At 43.1% G+C, this 548-nt stretch carries 1 protein-coding gene and 1 pseudogene; both read left to right on the forward strand.

Annotated elements, in window-relative coordinates:
* The first annotated feature begins 73 nt into the window (after positions 1-73).
* Positions 74-322, forward strand: coding sequence for a hypothetical protein (locus ACS8FD_RS23700; protein ID WP_439261830.1), 249 nt, complete (start codon positions 74-76; stop codon positions 320-322).
* 58 nt (positions 323-380) lie between these two features.
* Positions 381-548 (forward strand): annotated as a pseudogene (gene ubiA / locus ACS8FD_RS23705) (4-hydroxybenzoate octaprenyltransferase); the annotation flags it as partial.

Genomic DNA, 548 nt, shown 5'->3' on the forward strand with positions numbered 1-548 from the left:
CTAGGCAATCCAGTTTTAGAACGTTACCGTGCTGCTGGAATATATTTAGGACTCATGGATTTAGGAGCAAGGAATGTCGACGTTAATCATATGGGTGATGGGAGCAGGGTTATTATTGATAAATATCATACTGCGTACTCGGATTCTCCGGCTTGAAGCGTCTCTTAAAGCACTAAGAGGCTCACAAGAGTATTTAACTTATCTGCATAAGCAAGCTCAAACAACGCAAAATAATAAAGTGGCAGCCATCAAGGCGCTGCGTAAAAAATACCCTGAGCTATCATTGATTGAAGCCAATAAATTATGGCAGCAAGTCCAGTAATCTTAACCAAAAACATAAGCCGCATACATAACTTTTTATTGATGATAATTAAAATACCATGACATTTTCAGACAAACTACACGCCTATTTGCAGCTGACACGCTTTGATAAGCCAGTCGGTATAGAGCTGCTACTTTGGCCCACACTTTGGGGCGTGATGCTGGCTGCTATGGGCCATGCGCAGCAGCAAGGGGCAACGGCAGGTCTGCCCAGCCTAAAGGTATTT

This window comes from Psychrobacter sp. 1U2, assembly GCF_051847575.1.